Raw genomic sequence first — 26,256 nt, 5'->3', positions numbered from 1 at the left:
TGAGCCGCAGCACCCCACGACCTGCCCGCGACCTTAGATCAACTTGGCTTTGACCGCAGCGGCGACTCGGCCGCCGTCCGCGCGGCCCGCGACCTGGGCGTTGACGACCTTCATGACCTGGCCCATCTGCCGCTGGCCGGGCTTCTCGCCGAGCTGCTCGGCCACCTGCGCGACCGCGGCGTCGACCAGGGCGGCCAGCCCGGCGTCGTCCAGCTGCGCGGGCAGGTAGGCCTCCAGGACCTTCGACTCGGCCTGCTCCAGCTCGGCCTGCTCGGTGCGGCCCGCGCCGGCGAACGCCTCCGACGCCTCCTTGCGCTTCTTCACCTCGCGGGTGATGACCTTCAGCACCTCGTCGTCACTGAGCTCGCGAGCGCTCTTGCCGGAGACCTCTTCGGTGGTCAGGGCGGCCAACGTCATCCGCAGCGCGCCCGCCCGGACCGTCTCCCGGCCCTTGATCGCCGCCGTCAGGTCCGCCTGCAACCGCGCCTTCAACTCCGCCATGAGCCGGAACGGTACCGGGAAGCCCGTCTCACCCCGAATCGGTCAACCCCCTACCCTCGACCACGTGAACACGCTCGGCCGAACGCTGCTTGCCACGACCGCCCTCGGCACCGCCACGCTCGCGTACGCGGCGGGCATCGAGCGGAGGCGGTGGACGTTGCGCGAGGCGACGGTGCCGGTGCTCGCGCCCGGCTCGTCGCCGCTGCGGGTGCTGCACCTCTCGGACCTGCACATGATGCCGGGCCAGAAGTCCAAGCAGCGGTGGGTCGCCGCGCTGGACGAGCTGGAGCCGGACCTCGTCGTGAACACCGGCGACAACCTGGCGCACAAGCAGGCCGTGCCGGCGGTCGTGCGCGCGCTCGGTCCGCTGCTGAGCCGTCCCGGCGTGTTCGTGTTCGGCAGCAACGACTACTACGCGCCGCGCCCGAAGAACCCGGCCCGCTACCTGCTGCCGTCGGCGAAGACGCGGCGCATCCACGGCATCCCGCTGCCGTGGAAGGACCTGCGCGCGGCGATGATCGAACGCGGCTGGCTGGACCTGACGCACGCGCGGCGCCGGTTCGAGGTGAACGGCCTGGAGGTCTTCGCCGCGGGCCTGGACGACCCGCACCTCAAGCGGGACCGGTTCGACGAGATCAGCGGCCCGGTGCCGGACGTCCCGCTGCGCCTGGGCGTGACGCACTCCCCCGAGCCGCGGGTGCTGGACCCGTTCGCCGCCGAGGGCTACGACCTGGTGCTGGCCGGTCACACGCACGGCGGCCAGCTGCGCATCCCGGGCTACGGCGCGATCGTGACGAACTGCGAACTGGACCGGTCGCGGGCGCGCGGCGTCTCGCGGTGGGGCTCGCACATGTGGCTGAACGTGTCGGCCGGCCTGGGCACGTCGCCCTACGCCCCGGTCCGCTTCGCGTGCCCGCCGGAAGCCAGCCTGCTGACCCTGGTGCCGCGACCCGTCGACGCAGGTCAGGCCCTGCCCGAGGGGAAAAGGGATACCCGGTTCGGAGTGGGTGGGAACGTCAGGTAGAGTTCTCCTCGTTCGAGAGCAAGCCGGGGTGTGGCGCAGTTTGGTAGCGCGCTTCGTTCGGGACGAAGAGGTCGCAGGTTCAAATCCTGTCACCCCGACACCGGTAAGTGCAGCTCAGGCCCCGTCCGCAGAAGATGCGGACGGGGCCTGACTCGTGTGCGGCCCAAGCCGGCGCGACAGACCGCGGTCGGCTCCTCAGGCTCGCTCCTGCGCGACCCTGAGGAGCCGACCTGGGCTCGAACGGGCGAAGGCACGCACCTCATCCATGGGCATCGAGAGCCGTCTCCCACGGGCTCATCAGGTCCTCCCAAGCCGCCCCGCAAGAAGACCGTCGCGGGCTCGGACCCCACGCAGCCGGAACTGTCGCATCGACGCTCTCAGGTCCGCAGAAGCGGCCTGCGCCGGCCACACCTCTTGCTGGTGTCAGACCTCCGGTGATTTCCACCAAGCGCGTCATCCTGCCTGCGGCGTTCCGTCCTCGAACCGGATGCCAAGCTGCGGGTTGTCGAACACCGGCACCCGAGTGTGCCGGCGACAACCGCTTGAAAGGGCACGCGGGACCCGTTCTGAGGTCGGTTAGCCACAGGAACTCGGTATACCAAGCGAGACAAATAGCGAGCCGACAACGGCTTCCACAACGACTCTGTATTTCATATACCGCAGTTCCGACCGGGTGAGCATCCCCGAAACTGAGCCAGTCGACTGCTGCCGACCAGCCGACGTCGATGTTCCATACCGATGCCCGCAACCGCGACCTCATATCCGCCATGCATCAAGCGCTGCTGACGCGCCGGCTCACCAGCCCGAAGAACATATCGGCAAGCGGTCGTCTGATGACGAGAGCCGAACGAGGCAACAGCGTGGTCATCTCGGAGCGATGAGCGCCTTCGGCCATCGAACTTTCTGCGTATACCGACTCAGTCGCCGGTCGATTTCCGAAGCCCACTCCGACCCTTTGGCCAGGATACTTGCGTCACTTATCCCGGTTGCCTTCTCCGTAGCATTTCTGGCAACCAAGACCCACTCTTGCACCCTCTTCAGGAAAGCATCATCCAGGATAGAGAGGTCAAGTTTCGCGACCGCCGAAGCTTTTGGCCGTGATGACACGAGTGCAAAAGAGGCCGCTGAACGGGCCAGATGGAACCGAATATTCGACCGATCATGCCGACCAGTCACTCCACCCTGGAGTGAAAGGTACTTGTCAGTGATACGTACAATCTGCAAGCAGTTGTAATAGGCCTCGAGCGGCGTGCTAGTACTGAAGACACGACCGTATTCGGGGTCCCGCAGGAGAGCGGAAGGCATCCTTCGGGCAATATTGGGCTGTTGCCGAAGGATCGATCCGACCGCTTGAGCAAGCTCGAGCACTTCCACGATCTGGCGCCTCGACTTGCCAAGATTCTTGTAGTGATTCTTTTTTCGCTCATAGAAGAGTGCCCTCTGCTTGAAGTACTCTTCGATGTCGCGCTGGAAGGGTTCTGCAGACCGCAGATTGGCAGCCGAAACTCGATTTTGACTGTTTGTAGCCTTGATAATTTGAGCAGCTACGGCATCGTCCGTTGTTTCGATGACACGGACCAGTAGCTGACGCACTCGACCTTCTGCCGAGTTGCCATCAACAGTCACACCCTGACGGATGAGATTGTGAAAGTACTGGTAAACACTCCTTGACGTCTGAAGCCCGTTGACGATCTGCGGATCTTCTATATCAAGCCGCTTACCCGAAGGTTGCACACGTCTACCCAGGATAGTCACGCCATTGTTCAACCACCAAAAATCAGGATTAGCGCTGTCGCCTTGCTTCAGCGAGTCCGCTATGCCACGGTTGATCAGAGTGTTACCCTCGAAGTCCCTGACGTTCTCCTCGAATATCTCGTCACGCAGTCGATTCTGCCCATTGGTGATGAATTGGTAGTAGTCCGCCAAACTCACCAAGCAGATAAGACCACCCTTTTCAGATGAAATTGGCCCTTCGGTCAGCCTCAGATTGAGCGTCGCCGACTTACGGTCACGAGTCCTCGCGTTCAGTACAGACGCACCGACAAGATCCACGAATACTGCCGCGTTCGGATAGTCCGTCTTTATCTTTCTCTCCAGTCGATCGACCTTGGCCTGTACCTTTTCATGTGGAGGTTCCACCGACTTAGTCGCATACCGGACCGTAATAGTCAAATCCGGCATCTTGTCGGCGACGGCAAGGTACGTCGCCCGGAACGACTCGAACCGTTCAAGCACTTGCGGGTTTATTTCGATCCCCAGTTCGGGATCTGCATCGAGCTGCAGTAACAAGGGAAGATGATCCAATAGTCGTTGAATAGCGACTTCCTTGAACCCTCTCTCGGCCTTGGCCTGAATTACTTCGAGCTCGATTTGTGGCGACTCGTTCGCGATTATGTCGGTAGTATCCTCGACCAAATGACCATCGATAAAAACGTACACCGCGTCGATTCCGCCATCGTTACCACCTTCAACGATGCCATCTTCGATCTGACGACTCGACAAACCCTTGACCCTTAACAGGGTATCGACAGAGCTGACCAAAAAGTACTCGTCATCCGTTAGATCAGGATAAGTTTCCTTTTTCTGCTTTCGGAGGCGAGTGTCAAGCAGAAGAATTTCGTTGGGAGTAGGCAGAGCATTCTTCACCATTTCATCTCCTGCAGTAACCGCATCATGGCCAGTATCGTGCATACTAGCGCGGCACTCAGCAGTTCTCGGACAGTGACACGCAAGAAGGGAAATCAAGACGATAAACGAGTAAAGCTCACATGCACTCGCCCTGCAGTGGCAGCTGTGCAGGTAGCTGCCATTGAGCGGCACATGGCTCCTACTCGAGACGGGTTGGCAGTCGTAGAACCCATGTGCCGATGTCCCGGATGGTTAGACCAGTACGCGTGACCTGGTTTCGAGCCGCCGGCGTTGAGCGTGGTGGAGGACGGCTGGTGGCCGCCGCCTCCAGCTGTCTAGGGTTCGGTGGATGTCGAGAACCACGGTGGCACGGACCTTGACCATGCTCGTCGCGTCCTACGCGGTCTGCCTCGTCTGTTCATTCGACGCGGCCGGTGCACAACCGACGACGACAACGAGCCCGGAGCCGGTGTCGACGAGTTCCCAGCAGCCCAGCTCGGCCCCTCCGACGACGAGCGGAGTCGACAAGGTTTCGCCGTCAGGGAGCGACGACAAAGCGCTATGGCCGCCTGACTGGTCGCAGATGGTTCCGGAGTGGGTGGCCACCTTCACCGGCGCGGCGCTGGCGCTTTGGACGGCTCTGCGCTTGGACAGGGCGAGCAGGGACCGCGCGAGCGAGCGCGAGCGGGCTGCCCAGGCCGATCGCCTACGGGAAACGCTCAAGCTGATCGGGCGCGAACTGGAGTGGAACAGCCGCGAGATCGAAGCGGTCATGGGCGACCTCACCACGGGACTGCAGACCGACCGGGCGCCGATGACGGACGCGTGGAGTGCCCACGGCACCGAGGCGATGGCAGTCGGCGGCATGGTGGCGACAAGCCTGTCAGAGGCATATGCGCTGGTGCACAGATGCCGCCGAGTCCTGGAGCAGTACACCGGTGATCTGGCTCGAGGCGGCCCCGGCCTGCGCGCCGCTCGTGATCAGACGTTGCCCAGGCTGCGCGAAGTCCTCTCGGACACCCGCGCCGCCCTGGATGTCGCACGGGTCGCACTTGCGGAGAAGACGTCAGAAATCAGCGCCTAGGCGTCCCGTGTTTCGACCGCGCCTTGGCCAGAAGTCGACCACATGCCGACGAGCCTCCGCCGAGCCGACGCAGCTCGGAGCAGTTCGCTTCCCACCGTCTCCCCAGTCTCGTCCACAGATAGTGGTTCCACGTCAGTTTCGCGTACGCGTCGACCGCCTGCTCCAAGTGTCGGCGACGAGCGTCACCGTCTTGTTCGACCAGTGCCGCCGCTCCATTCAGGATCGCCTCGTCCACCAGGCTGTCGGAGGTGTTCCGACCGATGACGTCCCGTACGAACGGAATGAGTTCCGGTCGCTTCGTCGACAGGTCCGCCAACAGGTAGATCGCTTCGCTGGTGTTGGGTTCGTGCTGGAGCGTTTCCTCGAGCACACTGATCGCCTCGTCGACTCGCTTCCTGTTCCCCGGATCGGCCGGGTCGCGTGACTCCAGCAGCGCGTGCGCGTACAGCACTCCGTTCTGCCCCAGGGTGCTCTGCAGTTCGCGGGACAGTACCCAAGCCTGCTCGAGCACGTCCAAGTGGCGCTCCGGAAGCGCGTAGTGAAGATAGCGGTTAACCAGCTCGCCGGATTCGGAGAAACGTGAGTTCACGTAGCTCTTCACGCCGGTCGCCCAGAGGCGGACGTAGGCCAGCGCACCGATGAGGTAAGCCCGGTAGATGGCGTCGGAGTCACGCTCCACCACCCGCTTCGTCGTGAGTTCCAGAGCCAGCTTCCGCGAGGTGTCGAAGAGTTCGGCGAAGAACTGCGCGTTGGCCCAATCCCGGCCCATGAAGTCGCGCCACCGGATCATCCTGTCTTCCACATCGTCGAGCGATTCGTCGACGCCCATTGCCACAGCCAGGTCCCGACGCGCACGGTCGCGGTGGTACTCGATCTGCTCGGTCACCGTACGATCGGTGGCGAGCCGCAACGCGCTCTCCGTCAATTCGACGACCACGGTCAGCAGTGGAACGCAGGCCTCGTCCAAGTCCTCGGGGAGAACGCCTCGCAGCAGTCGGGTCCAGCTCAGGAGCCGCAGCGCGCTGCTTCTGCTTTCAGCGGCGATCCTGGCCTGCAGTGTCTTGTCGTTCCCGAGCACCAGCATGAGCCTGTGGCGGATCTTCGCGATGATCCGCTTGTCACGTGTCGTCAACGGCTTGAGGTGGGTGGTCCCGGCCGCCACGTGGAAGAACAGCGGCATCATGTCAGCCCGGCGGCGGGTCAGCTCGACCCAGTCCTCGAAGCACCGTTCCAGGGCGAAGTAGTCCAGACAGCCCTCGATCACAGCCTGCGCGATCACGGCGTGACGGGCGATGTGATGATCCCGGTCGGTGCGCACCCACGGGTTGTTCCTGGAGTGGGCGTCCAGGTCAGCCTCGGGCACCAGGGCGTGCAGCACGTACTCCGGCAGCTCCGCCCCGGAGACGTCCGCTAAGCAGACGTGGAGGTAGGCGCGCCTGTCTGCGGCCTCGTCGAGCTCTTTGTACTCGGCGACAAGTCGCTGGACGAAGTCGGGACCGTAGACGGCTTTGAGGAAGCCGATGATCAACGGTTGATCGGCGACCGCGAAGTGAGCCGCCCGGTCTTCCGGTGACAGGGACAGGAACGTGGACAGGTTGGGGAAGAGGTCGGCGACCTGTGTCGCGGACCTGGTCTTGCCGACCTCGTCGTGGGCTCGCTGGATGCGCTCGCAGAGAGCGGCCACCTCGACGGCGTCGACGGGAGCCAGGCCGCAGAGTTCGGCACCCCCGACACGGCCGGAGAGGAGGTCCACCTGGGCCGGGCGACCGGCGATGACGAACACCGTGTCGTCGGCCCGGTTCTCGTGGTCCCACAACGTCGCCAGGATCGACTTGGTGACGTTCTCGTTCATGATCGGGAGCAGTTCGGCGAGCACGACTACAGGGAGCGGCTCAGCGGCGGAGGGGTCACCGGTCGAGCGCACGGGTCCGGTGATGTCGAGCACTTCGTCCATGACGAGTTCGACGTTGGTGTTCCAGGACATCACCACCGCCGAGTCCCGCAGTGCCGAGGAGACCAGGTGCAAGTACGTCGTCTTGCCCTCACCCGCGTCGGCTCGCAGGAACACCACTCTGCCTCGCCGTGAGGTGATCCAGGGCAGCAGGTCGGATAGCGCGACCTCACCCTCGGGGGTAGCCAGGCGCCGCGGGACGGCCACGTCCTCGTCGATTTCGGGCTGGGCGAGCGCGCTGCCGCTGAGGAACCTCAACCAGTCGGCTGAGCGCTGCCCTTCCTCCAGGCCGTCCATTCGCAACGCTTGGCTGCGGGCGAGCGCCATCGCGTCCCGTAACCGCTGTTGTGGGCCACGCTCGGGAGACGACATGGCGTACCTCCTCGGTTGGGATCGCTCTCGTGGCATCGCGAGGCTTGCCCATCTCGTTTCAGTGCCCGGTCAGGCGGGCCTTCCAGATTTCCTCGCTCGGCCACTGGCGGGCCCACGTGGACGACACCTCGTGGTACTCGCGGTGGGCGGGGGTCGGGGCTTGGATTTCGATCAGGTCGTCCACGGTGAAGCCGGCTGAGCGCAGGAGTCGCAGCATCTCGCCGTGCGGGAGGGTGAACTCGGTGGACGTGTCGTAGTCGACGCGTCGGAGGCCGAACTGCGGGCGCACGAGCGAGGTGGACGCGGTCGTGCCGTCCTGGGCGCAGAGGGCGAACAGCGGTGAGCGGTGGAGGAAGACGAGGTGGCCGCCGGGGCGCAGCAGGCGGGCGGCTTCGGGGATCCAGCGGTGGGGGTCGCACCAGAGGGAGGCGCCGTACTCGCTGATGGCCAGGTCGAACGAGTCGTCCTCGCGCGGCACTCGTTGGGCGTCGCCGAGGACCAGGGGGAAGTCGAGGCCGAACTCGGCCTGCATCTCGCGGGCGGTGTCGAGCTGGCGGGACGAAATGTCGACGCCGACCGGGCGGGCGCCCAGCCTGGCCAGCCAGGCCGACACGTAGGCGGTGCCGCAGCCCAGTTCGACGACGTCCATCCCGGACACGTCCGGTGGCAGGACGGAGACCTCGGACTCGGGGGTGGCCCACAGGCCCCAGTGCGGTTCGGTCCTGGCCCAGTGCTCGCGGGCCAGGGGGCCGTGCGCGGCGGCGGCGGTGTCTTCCCAGTGACGGCGGTTGAGCTCCGTGTGGTCGATCATGTGCCCATTGGAGCGGTTCGGCCGACGGGGCGGCGAACGGATTTCGGGTCCGGGGGCGGCCGGGAGGTCCGCTGTTCCTCCCGGCCGCGTCGACCGGACGTCACTTCACGTGCGGTCGCAGCTCCGCGAGGCGCCGGAGGAGTTCGCCGACCTCGTTCCAGTCGAGCTTCGCGGACTCGCCGGGCGGGGTGTGGATGCAGACGTTGCCCTCTTCGGTGAGCGACACCTCCAGCGTCCGCCGACGACCCAGGGCGTCGACGCACCCGACGCGACCGCCCTGCCGAACCGTGTTCTCGATCATCGGTCAGACCTCCCTGCGCTGCCACCCGTGTAACCCGTGATTCGTTCGGACCAACGCGGACGTTACGAACTACTCCTCGCTGTTGCTTAATTCGTCCCACCCGGCGTGTCGTGAGGGCCAGTCACGTTCCGTTAACCCGATCGAGTGAAGGTCGCCGATTTAGGTGACGTTGAGTAACGATCATGGAGAGCTGTACGACGACGAGTCAACAAGTCCGCTTGGCGTCCGCCACCGCCGGCAGGGAGAGACACCATGACGACCAGCACCGCCCCCAAGAGCTGGGTCCCCGTCGTCGCGTGGACCCAGGTCACGCTCGGATCAGTCGGCCTGGTCGGGGTTCTGGCCTCGCCGGCCGCGGCCGTCGTCGTCGGCGCGGTGGCCGCGCCGACCGTCCTCGCCTGCCGCGCCCTGGTCCGGGCGTCGCGCAAGCTGGACCGGATCATGGCCGAGGAGCTCGACCCGCCGGACCGCCCCACCCCGTGACCCTCCGTGTCCCGGACCACCTCACGCACCGTGAACGCGCGGCATGATCGTGGACATGCGAGACGTGCGGCGCGTGTACGGGGTGGGCGACCTGGCGGCGTTACCGGTGTTCGCCGGCGGGTTCATCAACTTCGGCTACTGGGCGGGCATCCCGCTGGACGGCGAGCTGACCGTCGAGCAGCGGATCGCCTCCCAGCGGGCCCTGTACGACCTGGTCGTGGCCGCGCTCGGGATCGGGCCCGGCGACCGGGTGATCGAGGTCGGCTCGGGACGCGGCCTGGGCGCGCGCCGCGTCCTGGCCCGCGGGCCCGCGCTCGTCCGCGGGGTGGACCTGGTGCCGGAGCAGGTCGCACGGGCCGCGGCGGCCAACGACGACCCGCGCGTGGCGTTCGTCCAGGGCGCGTGCGACGACCTCCCGTTCGCCGACGCGTCGTTCGACGCGCTGCTGTCCGTGGAGGCGGCGCAGCACTTCGACGACGTCGCGGGGTTCGCGCGCGAGAGCGCCCGCGTGCTCGCGCCGGGCGGCCGGTTGGCCGTCACCACGTTCTTCACCAGGACGGATGACGCGGGGGCGCGGCTGGCCGAGCTGCTGGAGACGTTCGCCTCCGGCCTCGACCGCGCCCACCGCGTCGACGACGTCGTGCGCGACCTGAGGGGCGCCGGGTTCGCCGACGTCACCGCGCGCGCCATCGGCGAGCACGTGTGGCGTGGCCTGGACCGGTGGCTGGAACTGGGGCCGCGCCCCGAGCACTGGGACCGCAACTGGTTGCGCGCCGCCGAGCGGGGTCTCGTGGACTACTACCTGGTCACCGCGCGGAAGCCGGCAGGATCGGGTGCGTGACGACGCACCCGACCGCCGAAGTGCCCGACCCGCTGTTCGCCGACGCCGAGGCCGAAGCCCGCTGGCGGGCCCGCTTCACGGCACCGCGCGTGAGCCTGCCGGGGTGGGCCGACGACGCGCCCGACCGCAGCCTGTACCTGTCGAACTCCAGCGGCGTGTGGGAGATCTACGCCTGGGACCGCGCGAGCGACACCCACCGCAAGGTGACCGACCGCCCGAACGGCACGTCCCACGGCGCGCTCAGCCCCGACGGCGCCGCGATCTGGTGGTTCGCCGACACCGACGGCGACGAGTTCGGCACGTGGGTCAGCGAGCCGTTCGAGCCGGGTGACGGCCCGAAGCCCGCGGTGGAGGGCGTGCGGGCGGGCTACCCGGCCGGGTTGGAGATCGGGCACGAGGTCGTCGCGGTCGGCACGTCCACCGACGACGGCACCACCGTGTACGTGGCGCGCGGCGGCGGCCCGGCCGAGGTGATCTACGCGCACGAGAACGACGGCGGCGTGTCGGCGTTGTCCAAGGACGAGACGCTGGTCGTGCTGTCGCACTCCGAGCACGGCGACAACCGGCACGCGGCGCTGCGCGTGGTCACCCCGTCAGGTGAGAAGGTCACCGAGAAGTGGGACGGCCCGGGCAAGGGCCTGGACGCGATCGCGTTCAGCCCGGTGCGCGGCGACAACCGGCTGCTGGTGGGGCACGAGCGGCGCGGCAGGGAAGAGCTGCTGATCTGGGACGTCGCCGCCGACACCGAGACCGAGGTCGTGATCGACCTGCCCGGCGAGATCAGCGCCGACTGGTACCCGGACGCGCGGTCGCTGCTGGTCCTGCACACGTTCCGGGCACGCAACACCCTGCACCGCTACGACCTGGCCACCGGCGTCCTGTCGACGCTTGACACCCCGCACGGCACGGTCGGCGGCGCGAACGTGCGGCCGGACGGCGCGGTGGAGTACTCGTGGTCCTCGGGCGGGCAGCCGGGCGTGGTGCGGGTGCTGGACGGGGACGGCGACGAGCGCGTGCTGCTGGAGCCGCCCGGCCACAAGGCGCCGCCGTCGGTCGACCTCACCGACGTGTTCGTGGGCGACGTGCACGCCCTGGTCGCGCGTCCGGCCGGCGCGCCCGACGGTCCGCTGCCGACGGTGTTCCACCTGCACGGCGGGCCGCACTCGGCGGACGAGGACCGGTTCTCCGCGTACCGCGCGGTGTGGCTGGACGCCGGGTTCGCCGTGGTGCACGTGAACTACCGCGGGTCCACCGGGTACGGGTCGAAGTGGCGGGACGCGATCGAGGGCCGGCCGGGGTTGACCGAGCTGGAGGACGTGGCGGCGGTGCACGAGTGGGCCGTCGGGTCCGGGTTCGCCGACCCGGCGAAGTGCGTGGTCAACGGCGCGTCGTGGGGCGGGTACCTGTCGCTGCTGGCGCTGGGCACGCAGCCGGAGCGGTGGGCGGCGGGGGTCGCGGGCGTGCCGGTGGCGGACTACCTGGCCGCCTACGAGGACGAGATGGAGCCGCTGCGCGCGTTCGACCGGGCGTTGTTCGGCGGGTCGCCGGAGGAGGTGCCCGACCGGTACCGCGAGTGCTCGCCGTTGACTTACGTGGACGCGGTGCGCGCGCCCGTGCTCGTGCTGGCCGGGGAGAACGACCCGCGCTGCCCGATTCGGCAGATCGACAACTACCTGGAGCGGCTGGCGGCGCGCGGGGCGGCGTACGAGGTGTACCGGTACGACGCCGGGCACGGGTCGCTGGTGGTCGCGGAGACGATCCGCCAGACCGCCGCCGAGGTCGCGTTCGTGCAGCGCGTCCTCTAGACGAGTAATGCGTAAGTCGGTCAGTGGTCGTAGGCGGTCAGGGACCGGGTGACGGGTCGGCCGGTGGCGCGGTTGTGCCAGATGGCGGCCGTGAGTGCCAAGAGCCGTTGGGCGATGCGGACACCGACGCCCTCGATGGTGCGTCCGCCATGCTGTTCCAGGTCGAGTTGGCCTTTGAGCGTGTCGTTGACCGACTCGATGAGCTGGCGGACGGCTTTGAGCAGCGGCTCGCCGGGGTGCGGAGTCCGGTTGCGGTAGGACGGCCGGATCAACCGGACCCCGCGTTCGGTGAGGTAGTGGTCGAGTTCGGCGGAGACGTAGCCCTTGTCGGCGATGATCAGCAGACCGGGTCGGTCGGTGAGCAGGTGGGGTTCGTGGTCGCAGAGCGCCATGAGCACCTGGCGCTCGTCGATCTTCGGATCGGCCAGTGCCCAGGCGATCGGCAAACCGGCCGGGGTGCAGACCAGGTGCAGCCGCAGGCCCCAGAACCAGCGTGAGTGCGAGCGGCAGAAGCCGTACTTCGCCCAGCCGGCCAGCTCAGAGCGCTTCACGGTGGGCAGGGAGCGTCCGCATTCGACCGGGGTGGAGTCCACGATCCAGGTGGTGTCGGTCCACAGGTCGGTGTCGGCCGCCAACCAGCGCATGACCTGCTTGACCAGTGGTAACGCGGCGCGCAGTCGGCGGTTGTAGCCGGACTGGCCGGGCAGGTACCGGAACGCGCCGGGCATCCGGACGGGCAGGAACCGCAGCCACCGGGCCTCGGAGGTGAACCCGAGCAGCGCCTGGGCGACCGCGAGGGTGACCAGCTCCGCGTCGGTCAACTTCGGCGGTCTGCCCACGCGGGTCCTGCCCGCCAGGTGATCGTCGATCTTGACGTAGAGTGCGGTCAGAAGGGTGTTCAGGTCTGTCGTCACAAACGGATCTTGAACACCCTTCGTCCGTCTCCGGACACCGCCCCGACTTACGCATTACTCGTCTAGGGGCGGCCGGGGGTCGTGGAGGGCCGCGCTCGCCGGGAGGCGGAGCGGGAGGCGTCGGGACCGGCGCTCGCTGCGAAGCGGGTGGCCGGGCCGGCGCCCGCGGCGAGGCGGAGCGGCGGGAGCGGCGGTGCCGGCGCCCGCGGCAGGGGAAGCCGCGGGGCCGCGCTGCGCAGGCGATGCCGCTCAGGCCGGCCCGCTCATGCAGTGCTGCGCAGGCAGTGCTGCGCAGGAGTCCCCGCCCAGGGGACCCCTGGTTGTGATTCTACCGGCGGGGTACGACATTTTCGGGGGCCACCGGATGTCCAGTGGCCCCCGCGAGGTCGCGGTCCGGGCTGGTCAGGCCTGCTGGGCCTGCCACATCCAGTGGGCCTGCTCGAAGTTCTTCGTGATCTCGATCAGCAGGTCCTGGGTGACGAGGTCGGACTTGTCGGTCTCGTCGATCCGCTTGCGCAGCCGGCCGATCAGCTCGCCCAGCGCGGTGACGACGGCGGCGACGACCTCGTCCTCCTTCAGCCAGCCGCCGGGGAACTCCGGCACGCCCGAGCCCGCCGCCACGGTCTTCGCCTTGCCGTCCGGCGAGATGCCGAGCGCGGCGGCCCGTTCGGCCACCTCGTCGGTGTAGGTGCGGGCGGTCGTGACGAGGTCGTCCAGTTGCAGGTGGACGCTGCGGAAGTTCTTGCCGACGACGTTCCAGTGCGCCTGCTTGGCGACCAGGGACAGGTCGACCAGGTCGACCAGGGTGGACTGCAGCACCGCCCCGACCGCCGCCTTGTCCGCGTCGGACAGCGGGCTGCTGATCGGAGACTTCTGAGACTTGCTCATGGGTCTGACGCCTCCTCAAACGGTGGTCGTGAGGGCCACCTCGATGTTGCCTCGCGTGGCGTTGGAGTACGGGCAGAGCTGGTGCGCGGCGGCCGTCAGCTGCTCGGCCACGGCCTGCTCGACGCCCGGGATGTGCGTCGCCAGCTCCACGCCCAGCTGGAAACCGCCGCTGCCGTTCGGGCCGAGGTCGACCTTCGCGGTCACCGACGTCTCACCGATCTGGACCTTGGCCTGCCGGGCGGCGACCTTCAGCGCGCTGTGGAAGCACGCCGCGTACCCGGCCGCGAACAGCTGCTCGGGGTTGGTCATCTCGCCGCCGGGGCCGCCCAGCTCCTTGGGGGTGGAGAGCTGCTCGTCGATCACCCCGTCGGAGGAGCGGACCTCGCCGTTGCGACCGTCCCCGACTGCGATGGCTTCCGCGGTGTAGAGCACCTGCATGTGAACGCTCTCCTTCGAGCTGGTGGTCGAGCCCGTCGATCAGCTCAACACCCGGCCGACGCCGAACCACACCAGGTGGTGTGGCAGCTCACGCCCCTCACATTTACCCGCTCAGCCCGCCCTCGACACGGCGAACTCGGCCACCTGTCGCCCGATCGTGCGGAGTTGGTCGGCGACGGACGGCACCGTGCAGCCGCCTTCGAGGTCGAACTCGACCTCGCGCGAGTTGACCGCCACGCCCAACGGCGTGGGCCAGCCGCGCAGGGCGTGCACGATCGAGCGCAACGCGGTCAGCGTGGTCACCGACGCCTGCCAGCCCTGGGCCGTGGCCACGCAGCCGACCGCGCGGCCATCCAGGTAGGGGCGCTCGTCGCCGCGCAGGTCCTCGACGTAGTCCAGGGCGTTCTTGACCAGGCCGGACACCGTGCCGTGGTAGCCGGGCGAGACCAGCACGACGCCGTCCGCGCCGCGCAGCGCCTCGACGAGCCGGCGCGCGTGGTCCGTGCGGTCGGGGATGGCCGGGTCGTAGAACGGGAGCACCAGGTCGGGCCCGGAGACCTCGACGACCTTCGCACCCGCGTCCACGGCGCCTTCCAGGGCGATCCTCATCGCGCGCTCGGACTGCGAGTTGGGGCGGAGGGATCCGCCGATGCCCACCACGGTGACCGTCATGGTGTCCGATCCTGCCACCTGGACCTAACTGGAGGTCCACTCGCTCGCCGCGCCTACTACCGGCGAGTAACGTACGTCTCATGTCGAAGCTCGCCGAGTCGATCCCTCCCCGCGTCCTGGCCGGCGCGCTGCGCTTCGCGTTCGGCCTGCCCGCGCCGCTGCGCAGGCTGCTCGCCGGTCCTCCGGTGACGGTGGACGGCCAGCGCCTGCACCCGGAAGCCCAGCTGCTGCTGCGGTTGCAGCAGCTCAGCGGCGAGGACTGGCAGACGACCACGCCCGCCGCGAACCGCTTGGCGCTGACCCGCAGCAGCGCGCTGGTGTGCGGTCCCGTCATCGGCGGCGTGGCGGTGCGCCCGCTGTCCATGGACGGCCTCGCCGGGCGGTTCTACGAGCCGACCGGGTTGGCCGCCGGTTCGCCGCTGCTGGTCTTCTACCACGGTGGCGGGTGGGTCAGCGGCGACCTGGACAGCCACGACAACCTGTGCCGGTTCCTCGCCGTGCAGGGCGGGGTGCGGGTGCTGTCGGCCGACTACCGGCTCGCGCCGGAGCACCCGTTCCCGGCGGCGGCGGACGACGCGCAGGCGGCGTTCGAGTACGCGGTGGCGCACGCCGACGAGCTGCGGGTCGACCCTCGGCGGATCGCGCTGGGCGGTGACAGCGCGGGCGGCAACCTGGCCGCGGTGACCGCGTTGCACGCGGGCGAGGTGAAGCCGGTGTTCCTGCTGCTGTTCTACCCGGCGGTGGACGCGTCGGTGCGGCGGCGGTCGCGGGAGCTGTTCGGCAACGGGTTCTTCCTCACCGACCAGAAGATGGACTGGTTCCTCGACCACTACGCGCCCTCACGCGACGCGCACACCGACCCCCGGCTGTCGGTGCTGCTGGCGGAGGACCTGAGCGGGCTGCCGCCGACGTACCTGGCGACCGCCGGGTTCGACCCGTTGCGGGACGAGGGCGAGGCGTTCGCCGAGAAGCTGGCGGAGCAGGGCGTGCCGGTGGTGCTGCGGCGGTACGAGGGGCTGTTCCACGGTTACGCGAACATCCTCGGCGTCGGCGGCGTGTTCCGGGAGGCGGTGGCGGAGGCGGTCGGGTCGCTGCGCACCGGGTTGGCGTTGGCCAACACTCGGCAGGACATCCCCGAGACCGCGTGACGACAGGCCCGGTCACCCGCCCGGGCGACCGGGCGGGTGACCGGGCGGGGAGAGGGACAGGGCCGCCCGGGGCTGATCGGACGGCCCTGTCGGGATGTGCACTGTCAGGGGTGCACAAACCGGGGTGGCGCGGTCACCGGCCGAAAGCGGCGGCGATCTTGTCGCCGGTCTCCTTGTCGATGCTGCGCCAGTACTCGAACACGCGCTCCAGCACCGGCTCGGACACGCCGTTGGACGCGTGCCCGATCACGGTCCGCACGAGGCGCTCGCGCTGGCCCTCGTCCATCACCTCGCGGATCAGGGTGCCCGCCTGCCCGAAGTCGTCGTCCTCCGCGTGCAGCCTGTAAGCCGAACGGGTGACCACGTCCTCGACGCCGTAGGACGACGCCACCTCGCCGGCCGCCTCGGCGGACGCGTGCGGGCCGCCGTAGGAGTTCGGCGCGTACACCGGGTCGACGGCGTTCGCGAACCGCATCGCGCCGTCCTTGGAGTACGAGTCGACCGGCGACTTGGGCCGGTTCACCGGCAGCTCGTTGTAGTTCGCGCCGATCCGGTACCGGTGGGCGTCGGGGTAGGAGAAGATCCGGCCGATCAGCATCCGGTCCGGCGACGTGCCGATGCCGGGCACCAGGTTCGTGGGCTCGAACGCGGCCTGCTCGATCTGCGCGAAGTAGTCCGCCGGGTTGCGGTCCAGCACCAGCCTGCCCACCTTGACCAGCGGGTAGTCGGCGTGCGGCCACACCTTGGTCAGGTCGAACGGGTTGAAGCGGTACGTCGCGGCGTCCGCGTAGGGCATCACCTGGACGTGCAGCGTCCACGACGGGAACTCGCCGCGCTCGATGGCGTGCCACAGGTCGGCGCGGTGCGCGTCGGCGTCCTCGCCGGCGATCCGAGCGGCCTCCTCCGACGTCAGGGTCTCGATGCCCTGGTCGGTCTTGAAGTGGTACTTCACCCAGAAGCGCTCGCCGGCGGCGTTCTCCCACAGGTACGTGTGCGAGCCGTAGCCGTTCTGGTGGCGCCAGGTCTTCGGGATGCCCCGGTCGCCCATCAGCCACGTCACCTGGTGCGCGGTCTGCGGCTGCAACGTCCAGAAGTCCCACTGCATGTCGTGGTCGCGGCGGCCGGTGTCGGCGCGGCGCTTCTGCGAGCGGATGAAGTCCGGGAACTTGATCGGGTCGCGCAGGAAGAACACCGGGGTGTTGTTGCCGACGAGGTCGTAGTTGCCCTGCGTGGTGTAGAACTTCAGCGCGAAGCCGCGCGGGTCGCGCCAGGTGTCGGGCGAGCCGAGCTCGCCGGCGACGGTCGAGAAGCGCAGCAGCGTCTCGGTCTTCACGCCGGGCTGGAAGAGCGCGGCCTTGGTGAAGCGGCTGACGTCCTCGGTCGTCTCGAAGTGGCCGAACGCGCCGCCACCCTTGGCGTGCACGACCCGCTCGGGCACCCGTTCCCGGTTGAACTGGGCGTTCTTCTCGATCAGGTAGTGGTCCTGGAGCAGGATCGGGCCGTTGGCGCCGAGGGTCAGCGAGTGGTCGTCGCTCGCGACCGGTATGCCCGCGTTGTTGGTGGTGGCACGCGCTTCCGTCACGCTGGTAGCTCCTTCTCGGGGGGTCGGCAGTCAGTGCCCATGACAGTCCGGGCAGAGTCCCCAGAACAGGACCTCCGCCTCGTCCACGGCGAAGCCGACCGCGTCCGAGGGCTCCAGGCAGGGCGCGGCGCCGTGGACGCAGTCGACGTCCTCGGTCCGGCCGCAGCCCCGGCACACGAGGTGGTGGTGGTTGTCGCCGGTCCGCGTCTCGTACCGCGCCGGGTGACCGGCGGGTTCGATCCGGCGCAGCAACCCGGTCCGCTCGCACGCGTGCAGCACGTCGTAGACGGCCTGCGTCGACACGGACCCCAACCTGGCCCGCACGCCCTCGGCGACCGAGTCGGCCGTGGCGTGGGGGTGCTCGGCGAGCCAGTCGAGCACCGCGATCCGGGGCGCGGTGACGCGCAGCCCGGCGTCCTTGAGCAGCTCGCGAGGTCCTGGGGTCATGGCTCCACCACTCCACCACGCTTTCTGGAACAGGTCAAGAAAACGAACGGTTAAACGTGTTGCCCCGGCGGGTGAAGATGGGCACGTGAACGTCTCCCACTACCTGGCCGTCCTCCGAACGCCGCGCGTGCCCGGCTTCATGCTGCTGATGCTGCTGGCACGCGTGCCCCCGACGGCGGCGGGCATGACGATCACGATGCACGTCCTCCTCGCCCTGGACCGAGGTTACGGCGCGGCGGGCCTGGTCGGGGCGGTCAGCACGGTCGGCATCGCGCTGGGCTCGCCGCTGATGGGCCACCTGGTCGACCGGCGCGGCCTGCGCGCGATGCTGGTGCTGTCGATGGTCACCGAGGGCGTCTTCTGGTTCGTCGCCCCGCTGCTGTCCTACGAGGTGCTGCTCGTCACGTGCTTCGTCACCGGCATCACCGTGATGCCCGTGATGTCGCTCGGCCGGCAGATCCTGACCGCGCTCGTGCCGGAGGACCGCAGGCGCACCGCGCTGGCCATGGACTCGATGGCCGTCGAGCTCTCGTTCATGGCCGGACCCGCGTTGGGCGTGGCGCTCACCACGCAGGCGTCGAGCCGGACGGCGATGTGGTCGATCGGCGCGTCCATGGTCCTGATCGGCGCGATCCTCTACGCGGTGAACCCGCCGGTGCGGCACGAGGGCGAGACCACCGGCGCCCGCGTGCCCCGGCGCGAGTGGCTGGACGGCCGGCTGCTCGGCGTGCTGATCAGCGCGGGCGGCGCGACGTTCGTGCTGTCGGGGGTCGAGGTGTCGGTGGTGGCGTCGATGCGCGGGCTCGGGCTGACCGGGTGGACCGGCGCGATGGTCGTGGTGATGTGCGTGGCGTCGTTGGCGGGCGGCTTCCTCTACGGCGGCCTGACGCGCGTGCCGCCGTTGTGGGCGTTGATGGGCGGCATGGGGGTGCTGGCCGTGCCGATCGGCTTGTTCGGCTGGTCGCCGTGGTGGCTGGCGCTGGCGCTGGTGCCGACGAACTTCCTGTGCGCGCCGACGATCACCGCGACGGGCGAGCTGATCACGAAGCACGCGCCGGCGTCCGCGCGCGGCGTGGCGATGGGCCTGCAGAGCTCGGCGTTCACCCTGGGCGTGGCGCTGGGCGCGCCGGTCACCGGATTCGTGATCGACCACTCGTCGCCGGCGTGGGGTTTCGCGGTGGCGGGCGTCGGCGCGGTCGTGATCGCCGCCGGCACGGTGGTGCTCGGCAGGCGCACCGCGGCGGCCTCGGTGGGCTGACCGAGGTCGGACATCACCCGATCGGACCCGTCTCCACCACGCTGCGCGCACCTCTACTCCACTATGGAATCCGAGTTCTGGTTCGACTCCTGGGAACAGGGCGGCACGAAGACCAGCTTCCACCTGCGGGACGTGCACGAGCACGCGCGGATGCTGGCCCGGCTCGGCCTGGTGGCCGGCGCCCGGGTCCTGGTGCCGCTGTGCGGCAAGACGACCGACCTGCGGTTCTTCGCCGAGACGGCCGCGGAGGTCGTCGGGGTCGAGCTGGTGCCCAGGGCCGTCGCCGAGTTCTTCGCCGAGAACGGCCTGGACCCGGTCGAGGAGGAGCCCGACGTGTTCCGCAGCGGCAACCTCGTGATCCGCCGCCAGGACGTCTTCCGGCTGGGGCCGGCGCAGATCGGGCCGGTGGACCTGGTGTACGACCGGGCGTCGCTGATCGCGTTCCCGGACGACATGCGGCAGCGCTACGCCGACACGATCACCCGGCTCGTGCGGCCCGGGACCAGGTACTTCATCAACACCCTGGAGTACCACCCGAGGCTGCCGTCGCCGCCGTTCTCCGTCGGCCCCGAGGAGGTCGTCGAGCGCTTCGGGGCCGCGTTCGACGTCGAGCACGTGGCCGCGGAGCCGAGGCCGGAGCACCGGATGGTCGAGAAGCTCGGCCTGACGAGCCTGGTCGAGCACGGCTTCCTGCTGCGGGCGCGCTAGGCCCAGCGGCTCGCACCAGGATGTGCGACGTCGAGGTCCACCAGGACAGCACCGTCCGCTACGGGCACGACGGCGACGCCTGCGAACGCGCCCGCTCCGGCGAGTCCCCGTTGTTCGCCGTGTGGCCGGGCCAGTGGTCCAGCGACATGTTCGTCATCGACGACCTCGCCACGTTCGCCCGCCAGATGGGTGAGCAGCAGGGCTGGGACGTCGCCACCAGCCGGGGATGGGGAAGCAGGTGGTCGGCGGCGGAGGGGAAGACCTACTCGGTGCGGGTCCGGCGCACCACGTTGCGCCGACGATGACCGCTCGTGCTCACACCAGCTCGCGCAGCGCGTGGTAGAGGCGGTCGATGGCGGGGCGGGCCCGGGCGTAGTGGGCGACGGCGTCCGGGTCCGGCGAGATCGTCTTCACCGGCTTGACCAGGTCGGCGGCGACGGTCAGCGACGGGAGCTCGCCCAGCGCCCGCCAGGCGACCAGGGCGGCGCCGACGCCGGAGCCCTCGCTGTCGTCGGCCAGTTCCAGGTCAAGGCCCAGCGCGGACGCCAGGACGGTCGCCCACAGGTCGCTGCGGAACGCGCCGCCGGTCACCCGGACCGCGTGCACGTCCGCCACCGACCGCACCGCGTCCAGCACCAGCGCCAACTGCTGCGCGACGCCCTCGACCAGCGCGCGCGTGATCTCCGCCCGCCCGTGCTCGCGCCGCAGCCCGATCAACGCCGACGTCGCGTCCGCGTCCCACCACGGCGCGCGCTCACCCAGCAGGTACGGCAGCGCGGTCACGCCCGCCGACCCGACCGGCGCCCCCGAGGCCTCGTCGAGCAGGTCGCCCACGTCCACGCCGAACGTCTCGGCGGCCCACTGCGCCACCACACCGCCGTTGCTGACCGCGCCGCCGAGCACCCACAGCCCTTCGGCGACGGCGTAGCAGAACACCCGCCCCTGCTCGTCCACGGTCGGTGACGAGCGCACCACCCGCAGCGCGCCGCTCGTGCCCAGCGACACCGCCGCGACACCGGGCACGACCGCGCCCACGCCGAGGTTCGCCATCGGCCCGTCGCCACCGCCCAGCACCACCGGCAGGCCGGCGGGCAGACCCGGCACGTCCAGCGCCAGCGGCAGCGAGTCGACCGGCGCGTGCAGCGACGGCAACTGCCCGGCCCGCACGCCCGCGAAGGTCAGCGCGTCCGGGTGCCAGTCCAGCGACACCAGGTCCATCAGACCGGTCGCGGACGCCGACGAGTGCTCGGTCGCCAGCTCACCGGTCAGCTTGAACGCGACGAAGTCCTTGAGCCCGCACCACCGGGCGGCGGAGAAGCCCTGCTCGTGGAACCACGCCAGCTTCACCAGCGGCGACATGGTGTGGATCGGGGTGCCGGTCGCGCGGTGCAGCGCGATCCCGTCGGCCGTGCCGCGCAGCCGCGCCGTCTGCGCCAGGGCGCGGTTGTCCGCCCACGACAACGACGGCGTGACGGGCGTGCCCGAGGCGTCCAGCCCGAGCAGGGTGTGCATCGCGCCGGTCAACGACAGCGCCCGCACGGCGAGCCCTTGCGCGGCGACCTCGCGCAACGCCCGCAGCGCCGCGCCCCACACCTCCACCGGGTCGTGGGTCGCCTCGCCGGAGGGCGTGGTGCGCATCGGGTAGCCGTGCTCCGCCGATGCCACCACGCCCGCGTCCCGGTCCACCGCGATGACCTTGGTCGACGTCGTCCCCAGGTCGATCGCGAGCACTACCTCAGCCATAGGGGTGAACCTACAGCCGTGCGGCCAGCTCCTCGGCGATCTCGTAGGTGTTCAGCGCCGCACCCTTGCGCAGGTTGTCGCCGCACACGAAGAAGTCCAGCGTGTTCGGGAAGTCCAACGCCTGCCGCACCCGGCCCACGTAGGTCGGGTCGCCGCCGACCACGTCCGCCGGCGTGGGGAACCGCTTCGCCGCCGGGTCGTCCACCAGCACGAGGGACGGCTGCGCCTCGAAGAGCTTGTGCGCCTGCTCGACGGTCACCTCGCGGGCGAACGTCGCGTGCACCGCCAGCGAGTGCGTGGTCACCACGGGCACGCGCACGCAGGTCGCCGACACCTTCAGGTCCGGGATGCCGAGGATCTTGCGCGACTCGTTGCGGACCTTCAGCTCCTCGCTGGTCCACCCCTCGTCCTTCAGGGAACCCGCCCACGGCACCACGTTGAACGCCAGCGGCGCGGGGAACGGCGAGTCCGACACCGGCAGGCCGGCGGCCTCCAGCGTCTCGCGCACGTCGCCCGCGCGCACCCCGACCTCCTTGCCCGCCAACGCCGAGACCTCCGCGTACAGCCGGTCGATCGCCGCCTGCCCGCCGCCCGACGCGGCCTGGTAGGACGCGACGACCAGCTCGCGCAGCTCGAACTCCCGGTGCAGGGCGCCCAGCGCGGCCATCATCGACAACGTCGTGCAGTTCGGGTTCGCGATGATCCCCTTGGGGCGCGCGCCGATCTGGTCGGCGTTCACCTCCGGCACCACCAGCGGCACGTCCGGGTCCATCCGGAACGCGCCCGAGTTGTCCACCGCGACCGCGCCCTTCGACGCGGCGATCGGCGCCCACTCGGCCGACACCTCGTCCGGCACGTCGAACATCGCGATGTCCACGCCGTCGAACGCCTCCGGCGACAGGGCCACCACGGTCAGCTCTTCGCCGCGCACGGTGATCTTCTTGCCCGCCGAGCGCGCGGACGCGATCAGCCGGACCTCGCCCCACGGCACGGACTCCCGGCCGTTGATGATGTCGATCATGACGGTGCCGACGGCACCGGTGGCCCCCACAAGGGCCAGGACAGGGCCGCTCATCGTCCACTCCCCGCGTACACAACGGCTTCTTCGTCGCCGCCGAGCTCGAACGCATCGTGCAGGGCGCGCACGGCGTCGTCGAGCTGCGTGTCGCGGCAGATGACCGAGATCCGGATCTCCGAGGTGGAGATGATCTCGATGTTGACGCCGGCCGCGGCCAGCGCCTCGCAGAACTGCGCGGTCACGCCGGGGTGCGAGCGCATGCCCGCGCCGACCAGCGACACCTTGCCCACGTGCTCGTCGTAGAGCACCTGGTCGAAGCCGATCTCCTCGCGCGACTTCTCCAGCGCGGCGACCGCGCGCGGCCCGTCGTCCTTCGGCAGGGTGAACGTGACGTCGGTGCGGCCGGACACGGCCTGGGAGACGTTCTGCACGACCATGTCGATGTCGAGTTCCGCCTGGGCCACGACGCGGAAGATCCGCGCCGCCATGCCGGGCAGGTCGGGCACCGCCGTCACGGTGACCTTGGCCTCGGACCGGTCGTGCGCGACGCCGGTGATCATCGCCTGTTCCACGGGAAGGTCCTCCACTGACCCGGACACGATGGTCCCGGGCTTGTTGCTGAACGAAGATCGGACGTGCACCGGGACGCCGTAGCGGCGGGCGTACTCGACGCAGCGCAGCATGAGCACCTTGGCCCCGCACGCCGCCATCTCGAGCATCTCCTCGTAGGTGATGGTCTCCAGCCGCTTGGCGTTCGGCACGATGCGCGGGTCGGCGGTGAACACGCCGTCGACATCGGTGTAGATCTCGCAGACGTCGGCCTTCAGCGCCGCCGCCAGCGCCACCGCGGTGGTGTCGGTGCCGCCGCGGCCGAGCGTGGTGATCTCCTTGCTGTCCTGGCTGACGCCCTGGAAGCCCGCGACGATCGCGATGGCGCCCTCCGCGAGCGCGTCCTGGATGCGGCTCGGCGTCACGTCGATGATGCGCGCCTTGCCGTGCACGGACGTGGTGATCACGCCGGCCTGCGAGCCGGTGTAGGAGCGCGCCTCGGCGCCCAGCGAGCTGATCGCCATCGCCAGCAGCGACATGGAGATGCGCTCACCGGACGTGAGGAGCATGTCCATCTCGCGGGCGGGCGGCACCGGGGACACCTGGCGCGCGAGGTCGAGCAGCTCGTCGGTGGTGTCGCCCATCGCGGACACGGCGACGACGACCTCGTTGCCCGCTTTGCGGGTCGCGACGACGCGCTCGGCCACCCGTTTGATCCGCTCGGCGCTCCCGACCGAGGAACCGCCGTACTTCTGGACGACGAGCGCCACAGACCCACTCCTCCCAGGTGCTTAAAGCCCAGCTTGTCAGGCACCCTACCTGGCCCAAGGAGTGGACAGCGGCCGCCGTGACGCCCACTACTCTCGACCCCGTGTCGACCCTGGAGGCCGTTCGCGTGGAGCCGGAGGACGCGCCCAGCGGGCGTGGGCGGTTGGCGCGCGTGGCCAGACACCGGGTCACCGCGGCGCTGGCGCCCGCGCTGCTCTTCCTGGCCGTGCGGGAGCTCGGCCTGATCGCGCTGCAGCTGATGGCCGCGCGGTGGGACAAGGACGTCACGCGGACGCTCACGTCGTGGGACGGGCAGTGGTTCCTGGGCATCGCCGAGGGCGGCTACGCGAACGTGCCGACGTGGCTGGTGGACGCGTTCGGGCGGCGGACGGACGAGACGCCGCTGGCCTTCTTCCCCGGCTACCCGACGCTGGTGCGGTGGGTGGACGGGCTGCCCGGCGTGCCGACGGTGGGCGCCGCGTTCGCGGTGAGCCTGGTCAGCGGCGTGCTGTGCGCCTACGGGCTGGCCCGGCTGGGCGCGCGGGTGACCGGCGGGTCGCGCCGGGCCGGCGTCGTGCTCGTGGTGCTGTTCGCGGCGTCGCCGATGGCCGTGGTGCTGTCGATGACGTACTCCGAGGCGACGTTCTGCGCGCTCGCCGTGTGGTCGCTGGTGGGCGTGGTGGAACGGCGCTGGCTGCTCGCCGGCGCGTGCTGCGCGGCGGCCGGGCTGGTGCGGCCGACGGCGGCGGCGCTGGTCCTGGCGGTGTGCGCGGCGGCTCTGGTCGCGGCGTGGCGGCGCCGGGACGACTGGCGGCCGTGGGTGGGCGCGCTGGTCGCGCCGCTCGGGCTGCTCGGCTACCTCGGGTACGTCGCGGTGCGCACCGGTCGCTGGGACGGCTGGTTCGCCGTGCAGCAGATCGGCTGGGACTCGCGGTTCGACGGCGGCGCGGCCACCTGGAAGTTCGCGCTGCTCATCCTCGGCGAGCCCCGGTCGGTGCTGGAGCTGGCCACGGTGTGGCTGCTGGTGGTGGCGCTGGCCCTGGTCGTGCTGAGCTTCCGGCGCGGGCTGGAGTGGCCGCTGGTCGTCTACGGCGCCGGCGTGCTCGTCATGGACCTGGGGTCGAACGGGCTGATGAACTCGAAGGCGCGGCTGCTGCTGCCCGCGTTCACGCTGCTGGTGCCGATCGCGCTGGCGCTGGCCCGGCGGCGGACGAGCACCGCGGTGGCGGTGCTGGCGGGCGTGTCGGTGTTCAGCGCCTGGTTCGGCGCGTACGCCATCACGGCCTGGCCGTACGCGATCTGATCGAGAAGTATGTGGTGGTGGACGGCGACGACGTGATCATGCGGCGGTGGAGCCCGCGGGCGTTCGACGGCACGGCCGAGGTGCCGCCGGAGACCGTGCGCGCGCTGCTGGAAGCGGCCCGGTGGGCGGCCTCGCACGGCAACACCCAGCCCGCCCGGTTCCTGGTCGGCTACCGCGGCGACGACACGTTCGGGCGAATCTTCGCCGCGTTGCGGCCGGGCAACCAGGCGTGGGCGGGCCGGGCGTCGGTGCTGCTCGTCGGCGCGGTGGCCGAGGCCGACGAGCGCGGTCCGGTGCCGAACACCGAGTTCGGGCTGGGGCTCGCGGTGCAGAACCTGGTGCTGCGGGCCGTCGAGCTGGGCCTGGTCACGCACCAGATGGGCGGCTTCGCACCGGACGCGGTGCGCGAGGCGTTCGCCCTGCCCGAGCACGTGCGACCGGTGGTCGTGATCGCGGTCGGGCTGCTCGGCGACGACGAGGAGCTGCCGGAGGACCTGCGGGCCAGGGAACGGCGGCCGCGGGTGCGCAAGCCGCTGAGCGAGACGGTCTTCACCGGCACGTGGGGCCGGCCTGCGTTCTCGGACGAGCACCCGGCCCCCGCCGCAGGGGGGAGGACGGCGGGGACCGGGTCGAAAGAGGGCTAGCGCGCCACGACGCGAGCCAGCAGACCTGCGACGACGAGCCAGAACACCGCCGCGAGACCGTAGTTCAGGATCACGTCGACGTTCACGTTGCCGGTCTGGAACAGCCCTGGGAAGAACAGCGCCAGCGGCTCGGCGAGCTGCTGGATGAAGCGGAAGAACGCGTTGGCCGTGTTCACCCCGATGAGGAGCATGAGGATGTACAACACCTCGATGCCCGCGAAAACGGCACCGACACCGCGGATCACTCGGGCAGCGGTGTAGCTGCCGCTGCGCGTTGAGGTTCGCCATCTGGACATGTCGAGAAGATGCCCAAGCCACGATCGAGTGAAACTCGACCGGGTGAAGTTCCACCATCTGGGCGCTCGGTTCCACCTC

26 protein-coding genes and 1 tRNA gene are annotated in these 26,256 nt (G+C 69.6%); 12 read left to right on the top strand and 15 right to left on the bottom strand.

Features of this window, described 5'->3' with window-relative positions:
• Positions 1–33: 33 nt before the first annotated feature.
• Positions 34–501, bottom strand: coding sequence for a GatB/YqeY domain-containing protein (locus IOD16_RS38135; protein ID WP_201438184.1), 468 nt, complete (start codon positions 499–501; stop codon positions 34–36).
• 64 nt (positions 502–565) lie between these two features.
• Between IOD16_RS38135 and IOD16_RS38130 the strand changes: the two genes are divergently transcribed.
• Together IOD16_RS38130 and IOD16_RS38125 are read left to right on the top strand one after the other, a co-directional pair.
• Positions 566–1,525: a metallophosphoesterase gene (locus IOD16_RS38130; protein WP_201438183.1), complete on the top strand. Its 960-nt coding sequence runs from the start codon at positions 566–568 to the stop codon at positions 1,523–1,525.
• A 24-nt stretch (positions 1,526–1,549) separates the two neighbouring features.
• A tRNA-Pro gene (locus IOD16_RS38125) sits at positions 1,550–1,623 on the top strand.
• Between the two features lie 766 nt (positions 1,624–2,389).
• On the opposite strand, the gene IOD16_RS38120 is transcribed toward IOD16_RS38125, so the two are convergent.
• Positions 2,390–4,174 (bottom strand): AIPR family protein, encoded by a 1,785-nt coding sequence (locus IOD16_RS38120; RefSeq protein WP_201438182.1) that lies wholly within the window; start codon positions 4,172–4,174, stop codon positions 2,390–2,392.
• 328 nt (positions 4,175–4,502) lie between these two features.
• Here IOD16_RS38120 and IOD16_RS38115 point away from each other — a divergent pair, with 328 nt between their 5' ends.
• Positions 4,503–5,237, top strand: a complete 735-nt coding sequence (locus IOD16_RS38115; protein WP_201438181.1) for a hypothetical protein — start codon at positions 4,503–4,505, stop codon at positions 5,235–5,237.
• Here the strand turns inward: IOD16_RS38115 and IOD16_RS38110 are convergent.
• The 3 genes from IOD16_RS38110 to IOD16_RS38100 all read right to left on the bottom strand — a co-directional run bounded on the left by IOD16_RS38110 (position 5,227) and on the right by IOD16_RS38100 (position 8,672).
• Positions 5,227–7,560, bottom strand: coding sequence for a hypothetical protein (locus IOD16_RS38110; protein ID WP_201438180.1), 2,334 nt, complete (start codon positions 7,558–7,560; stop codon positions 5,227–5,229). The two genes, IOD16_RS38115 and IOD16_RS38110, sit on opposite strands and share 11 nt — an antisense overlap.
• A 58-nt stretch (positions 7,561–7,618) precedes the next feature.
• Positions 7,619–8,371, bottom strand: coding sequence for a class I SAM-dependent methyltransferase (locus IOD16_RS38105; RefSeq protein ID WP_123744597.1), 753 nt, complete (start codon positions 8,369–8,371; stop codon positions 7,619–7,621).
• A 100-nt stretch (positions 8,372–8,471) separates the two neighbouring features.
• Positions 8,472–8,672, bottom strand: a complete 201-nt coding sequence (locus IOD16_RS38100) for a hypothetical protein (RefSeq protein ID WP_073897285.1) — start codon at positions 8,670–8,672, stop codon at positions 8,472–8,474.
• A gap of 252 nt (positions 8,673–8,924) precedes the next feature.
• Between IOD16_RS38100 and IOD16_RS38095 the strand changes: the two genes are divergently transcribed.
• From IOD16_RS38095 to IOD16_RS38085, 3 genes are read left to right on the top strand one after another with little or no spacing between them, the layout of a single operon-like run.
• Positions 8,925–9,155, top strand: coding sequence for a hypothetical protein (locus IOD16_RS38095; RefSeq protein WP_201438179.1), 231 nt, complete (start codon positions 8,925–8,927; stop codon positions 9,153–9,155).
• Positions 9,156–9,210: 55 nt separating this feature from the next.
• Positions 9,211–9,996: a class I SAM-dependent methyltransferase gene (locus IOD16_RS38090; protein WP_236594617.1), complete on the top strand. Its 786-nt coding sequence runs from the start codon at positions 9,211–9,213 to the stop codon at positions 9,994–9,996.
• Positions 9,993–11,801 (top strand): S9 family peptidase, encoded by a 1,809-nt coding sequence (locus tag IOD16_RS38085; protein ID WP_201438177.1) that lies wholly within the window; start codon positions 9,993–9,995, stop codon positions 11,799–11,801. The genes IOD16_RS38090 and IOD16_RS38085 overlap by 4 nt, the downstream gene beginning before the upstream one ends.
• Positions 11,802–11,821: 20 nt before the next feature.
• Here IOD16_RS38085 and IOD16_RS38080 read toward each other — a convergent pair whose 3' ends face one another.
• The 4 genes from IOD16_RS38080 to IOD16_RS38065 form a co-directional block, all read right to left on the bottom strand.
• Positions 11,822–12,715, bottom strand: coding sequence for an IS982 family transposase (locus IOD16_RS38080; protein WP_201436820.1), 894 nt, complete (start codon positions 12,713–12,715; stop codon positions 11,822–11,824).
• A gap of 402 nt (positions 12,716–13,117) precedes the next feature.
• On the bottom strand, positions 13,118–13,603 hold the full coding sequence (locus tag IOD16_RS38075; protein ID WP_201438176.1) for a Dps family protein: 486 nt from the start codon (positions 13,601–13,603) through the stop codon (positions 13,118–13,120).
• Positions 13,604–13,618: 15 nt separating this feature from the next.
• Positions 13,619–14,041 carry an organic hydroperoxide resistance protein gene (locus IOD16_RS38070; protein ID WP_201438175.1) on the bottom strand — a complete coding sequence of 141 codons (423 nt, stop codon included), beginning with the start codon at positions 14,039–14,041 and terminating at the stop codon, positions 13,619–13,621.
• Positions 14,042–14,152: 111 nt separating this feature from the next.
• On the bottom strand, positions 14,153–14,713 hold the full coding sequence (locus tag IOD16_RS38065; RefSeq protein ID WP_123744603.1) for an NADPH-dependent FMN reductase: 561 nt from the start codon (positions 14,711–14,713) through the stop codon (positions 14,153–14,155).
• An 80-nt stretch (positions 14,714–14,793) separates the two neighbouring features.
• Between IOD16_RS38065 and IOD16_RS38060 the strand changes: the two genes are divergently transcribed.
• Complete coding sequence (locus IOD16_RS38060; protein ID WP_201438174.1) at positions 14,794–15,861, top strand: alpha/beta hydrolase; 1,068 nt, start codon at positions 14,794–14,796, stop codon at positions 15,859–15,861.
• Between the two features lie 133 nt (positions 15,862–15,994).
• Here the strand turns inward: IOD16_RS38060 and IOD16_RS38055 are convergent, their stop codons facing one another.
• Positions 15,995–17,443 carry a catalase gene (locus tag IOD16_RS38055; RefSeq protein WP_123744605.1) on the bottom strand — a complete coding sequence of 483 codons (1,449 nt, stop codon included), beginning with the start codon at positions 17,441–17,443 and terminating at the stop codon, positions 15,995–15,997.
• A gap of 30 nt (positions 17,444–17,473) precedes the next feature.
• Positions 17,474–17,890, bottom strand: coding sequence for a Fur family transcriptional regulator (locus IOD16_RS38050; protein WP_123744606.1), 417 nt, complete (start codon positions 17,888–17,890; stop codon positions 17,474–17,476).
• Positions 17,891–17,975: 85 nt separating this feature from the next.
• On the opposite strand from IOD16_RS38050, the gene IOD16_RS38045 reads away from it, so the two are divergent.
• The 3 genes from IOD16_RS38045 (at position 17,976) to IOD16_RS38035 (ending at position 20,161) form a co-directional block, all read left to right on the top strand.
• Complete coding sequence (locus IOD16_RS38045) at positions 17,976–19,148, top strand: MFS transporter (protein WP_201438173.1); 1,173 nt, start codon at positions 17,976–17,978, stop codon at positions 19,146–19,148.
• Between the two features lie 63 nt (positions 19,149–19,211).
• The gene (locus IOD16_RS38040) at positions 19,212–19,856 is read left to right on the top strand and encodes a thiopurine S-methyltransferase (protein WP_201438172.1); all 645 of its coding nucleotides are present in this window, start codon (positions 19,212–19,214) and stop codon (positions 19,854–19,856) included.
• Positions 19,857–19,876: 20 nt separating this feature from the next.
• Entirely contained in the window at positions 19,877–20,161 is a 285-nt protein-coding gene (locus IOD16_RS38035) for a hypothetical protein (protein ID WP_201438171.1), read from the top strand.
• Positions 20,162–20,171: 10 nt separating this feature from the next.
• Here IOD16_RS38035 and IOD16_RS38030 read toward each other — a convergent pair whose 3' ends face one another.
• Genes IOD16_RS38030 through IOD16_RS38020 form a run of 3 tightly spaced genes read right to left on the bottom strand, consistent with a single transcriptional unit; the run spans position 20,172 to position 23,936 of the window.
• Positions 20,172–21,599, bottom strand: a complete 1,428-nt coding sequence (locus tag IOD16_RS38030; RefSeq protein ID WP_201438170.1) for a gluconokinase — start codon at positions 21,597–21,599, stop codon at positions 20,172–20,174.
• 10 nt (positions 21,600–21,609) lie between these two features.
• Positions 21,610–22,674, bottom strand: a complete 1,065-nt coding sequence (locus IOD16_RS38025) for an aspartate-semialdehyde dehydrogenase (protein ID WP_201438169.1) — start codon at positions 22,672–22,674, stop codon at positions 21,610–21,612.
• The gene (locus tag IOD16_RS38020; RefSeq protein WP_123744612.1) at positions 22,671–23,936 is read right to left on the bottom strand and encodes an aspartate kinase; all 1,266 of its coding nucleotides are present in this window, start codon (positions 23,934–23,936) and stop codon (positions 22,671–22,673) included. The genes IOD16_RS38025 and IOD16_RS38020 overlap by 4 nt, the downstream gene beginning before the upstream one ends.
• Positions 23,937–24,037: 101 nt before the next feature.
• On the opposite strand from IOD16_RS38020, the gene IOD16_RS38015 reads away from it, so the two are divergent.
• Complete coding sequence (locus IOD16_RS38015) at positions 24,038–25,237, top strand: hypothetical protein (protein ID WP_236594616.1); 1,200 nt, start codon at positions 24,038–24,040, stop codon at positions 25,235–25,237.
• A gap of 38 nt (positions 25,238–25,275) precedes the next feature.
• A complete protein-coding gene (locus IOD16_RS38010) occupies positions 25,276–25,881 on the top strand; it encodes a nitroreductase family protein (RefSeq protein ID WP_201441744.1) in 606 nt (201 codons plus the stop codon).
• Here IOD16_RS38010 and IOD16_RS38005 read toward each other — a convergent pair.
• The gene (locus IOD16_RS38005) at positions 25,878–26,177 is read right to left on the bottom strand and encodes a hypothetical protein (RefSeq protein ID WP_123744614.1); all 300 of its coding nucleotides are present in this window, start codon (positions 26,175–26,177) and stop codon (positions 25,878–25,880) included. The genes IOD16_RS38010 and IOD16_RS38005 overlap by 4 nt on opposite strands.
• Positions 26,178–26,256: the final 79 nt, after the last annotated feature.

Source organism: Saccharothrix sp. 6-C (assembly GCF_016695385.1).
GTDB classification, from domain to species: domain Bacteria; phylum Actinomycetota; class Actinomycetes; order Mycobacteriales; family Pseudonocardiaceae; genus Actinosynnema; species Actinosynnema texasense.
Note: the sequence above shows the minus strand (reverse complement) of the source record. Positions and strands in the feature narration are given on the sequence as shown.